This window comes from Aeromicrobium sp., from assembly GCF_025965075.1.
GTDB lineage: Bacteria > Actinomycetota > Actinomycetes > Propionibacteriales > Nocardioidaceae > Aeromicrobium.
Genome location: NZ_JAOPXQ010000231.1, coordinates 1 through 6,574, shown reverse-complemented (window position 1 = coordinate 6,574; position 6,574 = coordinate 1). Strand labels below are relative to the sequence as shown.

Here is a 6,574-nt window from a genome sequence, read left to right as displayed (position 1 = left end):
AGAGCTTGTCGCGCAGGCTCGCCGAGACGTCGATCGGCGCGATGTGGAGCTGCTTGTTGCCGCGGTTGTCGCTCATCCAGAGCACCTCGGTCTCGGCCTTGACCGCCATCCGCTCGGCGATCTTGCGGACGTCGTCGACCATGCCGCGGGCCTGGACGCGGGCCGGATCGGGCTCGCCCTTCTCCTTCTCCTTGGGGAACGCCGACAGGCACGCGCGGGCGCTGTCGCGGACGAAGGCCAGGACCTCGTGCAGCGGCTGCGGGAGCTCGTCGATCCGGCCCTCCTCGGTGCGGGCCAGGACGTCGGCGAGCGCGTCGGACGCGTCGGTGAGGTCCTCGGACTCCTTGCCCTCGACCTGGGACCGGGCCCGGCGGGCGGCCCGCTCGACGATGACGGGATCGAGTTCGTCGGTCGACGCCTGCGTCACCCGGGCGGCGAGCTCGTGGGCCTCGTCGACGACCACCGCGTCGTACTCCGGCAGCATCGGGACGCCGTCGATCGCGTCGATCGCCAGCAGGGCGTGGTTGGTGACGACGACCTGGGCGTTGTGCGCGTCCTCGCGGGCGAGCTCGGCGAAGCACTCGAGAGCGTGCGCGCACCGCGAGGCGCCGAGGCACTCGCGGTGGTTGACGCTGACCTGCCGCCAGGCGCGCTCGTTGTGCGACGGGGCGGAGTCGCGGTCGCCCGCGCGGCCCTTGGACGCCTCCTCCTCGGCCCACTCCCGCAGCTCGACGACCTCGGCACCCAGCGAGCCCTCGGGGATCTCGACGAGGGTGCCCTGCTCGTCCGGGGCACCCTCGCGCACCCGGTGCAGGCACGCGTAGTTGCTGCGGCCCTTGACGACGGCGTGGTGCGGGACCTTGTCGAGCGTCGCCCGGGCCGCGTCCTTCATCGCCGGGATGTCCCGCTCGACGAGCTGGTGCTGCAGGTTGAGCGTCGCGGTCGCGACGACGACCCGCTTGCCGTGCAGGAGGCTCGGGACCAGGTAGCCGAGCGACTTGCCGGTGCCGGTGCCGGCCTGGACCAGCAGGTGCTCCCCGCTCTGCAGCGCGTGCTGGACCGCCTCGGCCATCTGGATCTGCCCCGGCCGGTCCTCGCCACCCACCGCCTCCACCGCGGCGTGCAGGACCTGGCGGACATCGGCGGAGGGCATGGGACGAGGTTATCCGCGCGGGGACGAGATGAGTGAATCCGGATCCACAGCCGGTCAGACGGCGTACGGCTCCAGCTCGGCCGCGAGGTCGCCGTTGACCCGGGCGACGACCCGGGTGCCCTCGCCCTCGTGCTCGAGGGTCTCGATCTCACCGGCCGTGTGGATCTGGTTGAGCAGGTCCCCGCGGGCGTAGGGCAGCAGCACCTCGATGCGGCTCGCCGGCTGCGGCAGGTCCGCCTCGATCGCGCTGAGCAGCTCGTCCATGCCCTCGCCCGTGCGGGCGCTGACGACGACAGCGTGCGGCTCGCGGATCAGCAGCTCCTTGATCGCGAGCGGATCGGCGGCGTCGGCCTTGTTGATCACGATGATCTCGGGCAGCTCGGCGGCGCCGGCCTCCAGGATGACCTGGCGGACCGCGGCGATCTGACCCTCGGGATCGGGGTCGGAGCCGTCGACGACGTGCAGGATCAGGTCGGACTCGGCGACCTCCTCCAGCGTCGAGCGGAACGCCTCGACGAGCTGGTGCGGCAGGTTGCGGACCAGCCCGACGGTGTCGGACAGCGTGTAGATGCGCCCGTCGGAGGTCTGCGTCCGGCGGGTGGTCGGGTCGAGGGTCGCGAACAGCGCGTCCTCGACCAGCACCCCCGCGTCGGTCAGCCGGTTGAGCAGGCTCGACTTGCCGGCGTTGGTGTAGCCGGCGATCGCGACCGACGGGATCTGGTGCCGCTGCCGGTTGCCCTTCTTGGTCTCCCGGGCCTTGCCGAGCTCCTTGAGCTCGCGGCGCAGCTTGGTCATCTTCATCTCGATGCGCCGACGATCCGTCTCGAGCTTGGTCTCACCGGGGCCGCGGCCGCCGATGCCCTCGCCGGCGGCGGCCTGGCCACCGGCCTGCCGGGACAGGTTGCCGCCCCAGCCACGCAGGCGCTGCTTCTGGTACTGCAGCTGGGCGAGCTCGACCTGCGCCTTGCCCTCCTTGCTCTTGGCGTGCTGGGCGAAGATGTCCAGGATCAGCGCGGTCCGGTCGACGACCTTGACCTTGCACCTGTCCTCGAGGTTGCGCAGCTGGCTGGGCGCCAGCGCACCGTCGCAGATGATCGTGTCGGCGCCGGTCGCCTCGACCGTCGCGCGCAGGTCCTCGACCTTGCCCGAGCCGATGTAGGTCGCGGGGTCGGGCTTCTGCCGGCGCTGGATCAGCGCGTCGAGCACCTCGGAGCCGGCCGTCTCGGCCAGCAGCTTGAGCTCGGCCATCGAGTTCTCGGCGTCCTCGACCGTGCCCTCGGTCCAGACACCCACGAGGACCACGCGCTCGAGGCGGAGCTGGCGGTACTCGACCTCGGTGATGTCCTCGAGCTCGGTGCGGAGGTTGACGACACGTCGGAGGGAGTTGCGCTCCTCGAGCTCGAGTCCCTCGGTGCCGGGTGTCGTCGGTTCATACGTCTGCTCTGTCATGCAGTCCAATCCATGGTGCCCCGCGCGACGATCTCGGCGGGGCCGGTGAGGGTGATGTGGTCGTCGGCGTCCCAGCTGACGTGGACGGTGCCACCGGGCACGTCGACCCGGTAGGTGGTGGGTCGTACGGCCTGGTCGGCGACCGCAGTGGCCACGGCGACGGCGCAGGCGCCGGTGCCGCAGGAACGCGTCTCCCCCGAGCCTCGTTCGTGCACCCGCATCGCGACGTGGTGCTCGCCCTCGCGGACGACGAACTCGATGTTGACGCCTTCGGGATAGACCGACTCGTCGTGCTCGGGCGGCGTCAGCAACGTGCCGGCGTCGTCCAGCCGGTCGACGAAGGCGACAGCATGGGGGTTGCCTGTGCGAACGTCCTGCGCCTCCCACGTGTTCCCGTCGGCCGTCACCTTGGAGACGCCCCGGACCTCCGGGACGCCCATGTCGACCGAGATCTGGTCGCCGTCGAGCGAGATGGCCTTGTCGCCGTCGCGGGTCCCGACGACGAACGGCGTGGCGGGGTCGACGAGTCCCTCCTGCACCAGGTGCAGGGCGAAGACCCGGATCCCGTTGCCGCACATCTCACTGATCGAGCCGTCGGCGTTGCGGTAGTCCATGAACCACTCGCCGGCCGACTCCACGCCGATCGCGGCGGACCGGACGACCCGCAGGACGCCGTCGGCGCCGATGCCCCGGCGGCGGTGGCACAGGGCCGCGACGAAGGCCGGGTCGAGATCCCCGTGGACCGTGCCGTCATGGTCCGGGAGCAGCACGAAGTCGTTCTCGGTGCCGTGTCCCTTGAGCCATGTAAAAGCCATGCCTCCCAGTCTACGCGCGCGCCACGACCGCCATCGCTTGATCGACCAGCGTCGCGGCGTCGTACGGCAGCCAGGTGATGCGCGGGTCCTTGGTGAACAGGCGGTCCTGGCGCCGGGCGAACTTGCGGGTCCCGGTGATCGTCGCCTCCTTGGCCTCGTCCTCGGTCATCTCCCCGCGCAGGAAGGCCAGGATCTGCTGGTAGCCGATCGCCTTGCCGGACGTCAGGCCGTCCTCCAGCCCGAGATCGACCAGACGACGCACCTCCTCGACGAACCCGTCGGCCCACATCCGCTCGACCCGCTCGGTCAGGCGTACGTCCAGCACGTCGCGCGGCACCCGCAGCCCCAGCAGGGTCGCGGGGTGGATCGACTCGTACGCCGGCATCGTCGCGACGAACGGCTGCCCCGTCAGCTCGATGACCTCCAGCGCGCGGACGACCCGGCGGTCGTTGGTCGGCAGGATCTGCGCCGCGGCGGCGGGGTCCCGGCGGGCCAGCTCGGCGTGCAGCGCGTCGGGCCCCCGGGAAGCCAGCTCGGCGGCCCACCGCGCCCGGACCGCGGGGTCCGTCCCGGGGAACTCCAGCGGGTCCAGGACCGCGCGGACGTACAGCGCCGACCCGCCCACCAGGATCGGGACGACGCCCCGGGCGTGGCAGTCCGCGATCGCGGCCCGGGCCCAGCCCTGGAACTCGGCGACCGTCGCGGTCCGGGTCACGTCGAGGACGTCGAACAGGTGGTGCGGCACGACGCCGCGCTCCTCGGCGGTGGGCTTCGCGGTGCCGATGTCCATGCCCCGGTAGAGCTGCATCGAGTCGGCGTTGACGATCTCGGCGGCACCCAGTCGTTGCGCGATCGCGACCGCCAGGGCGGACTTGCCGGACGCCGTCGGACCGACGACGGCCACGATGTGATCGACCGGAGGCATGCCCGAATTGTCGCAGTACGCGGATCGGCACACCGGGGGCGGTCACGGCCGCGGACGGCAGGACGTAGCTAGCCGAGCACCCAGTCGGCCACGAGGTAGCCGACGCCGAAGGGCGCCACGTCGACGCGCAGGTGCGCCGTGACGTCGGCGCCCTTCGTCATCTCGCCCAGGGTCCGCAGCGTCGGGACGCCCCGCGACCAGAGCTCGGCGCCGAGGTCGATGTCGAGCGAGGCCAGCGCCTCGGGGTCCCCCGCCGCGAGCGCCGCGGCGATCGCGGCGTCGAACGCCTCGGCCCGGTCGTCCAGCGCGCCGGGCGCCTTGGGGGTGCGGGTGCCGGTCCCGTCGGCCATCACGAGCAGCGCGACCCGGCCGTCGACCTCGGGCCGGGCGGTCGAGTACGTCCGCGGGCCCGTCCAGCCGGCCCGGTCGAGCAGCCACGCGCCGATCGTCAGGCTCAGCGGCAGGTCGGTGCCGGGGCCGCCGGCGTGGACCGCGGCCCCGTAGGGCGCCAGCGAGCCACCGGCCGTCTCGTCGAGGTCGGGCGTGAGACCGCCCGCGTGGTCACCGCCGCCGATCACGACGACCCGGTCCGGGTCGGCCGCCAGCAGCGCCGTGACCGCCGCGTGACAGGCGTCGCGGACCTCGGCGAGCTCCTCGGCCGTGCCGGGCGCGACCTCCGGCACCAGCAGCGGCGGGTGCGGGCACACCGCGACGGCAACGATCACGGGTGGAAGGCTACCCGCCGTGGCACGATGGGGCCGTGTTCGACTCCGCGGGGCTGCCGCCCTATCCGCCGCGACACAATGCGTGGCAGTTCCCCCCGCCGCCGGTCGAGAAGCGCTGGCTGTGGGTCGCGGTCCTCGCCGCGGTGGCCGGTCTCGTCGCGATGGTCGCGATGGGCACGGCGGCGATCGTGCTGGGCTCCCGGGACTTCCCGGGCCTGATCCAGGACTCCGACGTCACGGCCGTCATCGCCGACGAGTGCGAGCTGATGCGTGACACCGTCGAGTCCCTCCCGGTCGACGGCTCGGTCCGCCAGCAGGTCGCGACGCTCGCCGACCAGGACCGCGCGGTCCGCATCATGCTCGACGACATCCGCTCCGACGCCGGGATCGACATCCGGGCCGACCGCCCGACCGAGGCCTGGCTCGCGGACTGGGAGCGGTTGCTGCTGGCCCGCGAGGCGTACGCCGCCCGGCTCGTCGACGGCCGACCGGCCGACCTGCGGATCCCGGTCGACGAGCACGGCGACGAGATCCAGCAGCGGATGAACGACGTGTGGGCCGAGGGCGCGGCCTGCGAGGTGCCGCCGGCGCTGCTGTCTCCCTACCCCGAGCCCGACTCAGTCTGACTCGCGGGCGGCCTGCTTGGCGGCCTGCTTGAACGCACGGACCTTGGCCAGCGAGTCGGGGTCGACGACATCCGCGACCGAGCGATAGCCCTTGCGCCCGTAGTCACCGACCACCGTGGTCCACCCGCGCGGCTTGACGTCGAGCTGCTTGGCCAGCAGCGCCGTGAAGATCTTGGCCTTCTGCTCGCCGAATCCGGGCAGCGCCTTGAGCCGCTTGAGCAGCTCCTCGCCGGTGCGGGCCTCGGTCCAGATCCGCGCGGTCTCGCCGTCGTACTCCTCGACCACGACCGCGGCCAGGGACTGCAGCCGGCCCGCCATCGAGCGGCCGTAGCGGTGGATCGCCGGCGGCGTCGCGCACAGCTCGGCGAACGCCTCGGGCTCGGCGGCGGCGATCGCGGCCGGGTCGAGGGTGCCGAAGCGGTCCAGCACCTTGGCCGGGCCGGCGAACGCCCGCTCCATCGGGAACTGCTGGTCCAGGAGCATCCCGCAGAGCAGGGCGAACGGGTCGTTGGTCAGGACCTCGTCGGCGTGCGGGTCCTGCGCGATCTGGATGGCCATGGGCTCAGTATGACGGCGTGCTGATCCCTCAGTGGGCGCACAGGTGCGGGGTTGCACGCCGGGCAGCCGGGGAGCGGTGCACCAGTCGCCCTTCCCCCACTCGGCCGGTGCACTGGTCGCCCATCCCTCGACGGGGCGGTGCACCAGTCGCCCTTCCCTGCTGGGAAGGGCGACTCACGCACCGCCCCCCGACCGGGACGACCGTCAGGCGATCGGCTCGGTCACGCCCAGCAGCAGGATCGGCAGGGTCTGCTTGAGCAGCCCCAGGTCGATCGGGCGGTCCTCGATCAACGCCTCGCGCTGGGCCGTCTCGTAGGTGCCCA

Annotated in this window: 7 protein-coding genes; 1 reads left to right on the top strand and 6 read right to left on the bottom strand. The window is 72.5% G+C overall.

Features of this window, described 5'->3' with window-relative positions:
- From JWQ91_RS13950 to JWQ91_RS13930, 5 genes are all read right to left on the bottom strand, one after another.
- On the bottom strand, positions 1 to 1,153 hold a 1,153-nt coding region (locus JWQ91_RS13950; protein WP_297785297.1), incomplete at its 3' end, for an ATP-dependent DNA helicase.
- A 54-nt stretch (positions 1,154 to 1,207) separates the two neighbouring features.
- Positions 1,208 to 2,602 carry a GTPase HflX gene (hflX, locus tag JWQ91_RS13945; protein ID WP_297785294.1) on the bottom strand — a complete coding sequence of 465 codons (1,395 nt, stop codon included), beginning with the start codon at positions 2,600 to 2,602 and terminating at the stop codon, positions 1,208 to 1,210.
- A complete protein-coding gene (gene dapF / locus JWQ91_RS13940; RefSeq protein WP_297785291.1) occupies positions 2,599 to 3,417 on the bottom strand; it encodes a diaminopimelate epimerase in 819 nt (272 codons plus the stop codon). Before dapF ends, hflX begins: the two co-directional genes overlap by 4 nt.
- A 10-nt stretch (positions 3,418 to 3,427) precedes the next feature.
- On the bottom strand, positions 3,428 to 4,342 hold the full coding sequence (gene miaA, locus JWQ91_RS13935; protein ID WP_297785288.1) for a tRNA (adenosine(37)-N6)-dimethylallyltransferase MiaA: 915 nt from the start codon (positions 4,340 to 4,342) through the stop codon (positions 3,428 to 3,430).
- Between the two features lie 68 nt (positions 4,343 to 4,410).
- Entirely contained in the window at positions 4,411 to 5,067 is a 657-nt protein-coding gene (locus JWQ91_RS13930; protein ID WP_297785285.1) for a hypothetical protein, read from the bottom strand.
- 35 nt (positions 5,068 to 5,102) lie between these two features.
- Between JWQ91_RS13930 and JWQ91_RS13925 the strand changes: the two genes are divergently transcribed.
- A complete protein-coding gene (locus JWQ91_RS13925) occupies positions 5,103 to 5,693 on the top strand; it encodes a hypothetical protein (protein ID WP_297785282.1) in 591 nt (196 codons plus the stop codon).
- On the opposite strand, the gene JWQ91_RS13920 is transcribed toward JWQ91_RS13925, so the two are convergent.
- On the bottom strand, positions 5,685 to 6,251 hold the full coding sequence (locus JWQ91_RS13920) for an HhH-GPD-type base excision DNA repair protein (RefSeq protein WP_297785279.1): 567 nt from the start codon (positions 6,249 to 6,251) through the stop codon (positions 5,685 to 5,687). The two genes, JWQ91_RS13925 and JWQ91_RS13920, sit on opposite strands and share 9 nt — an antisense overlap.
- Positions 6,252 to 6,574: the final 323 nt, after the last annotated feature.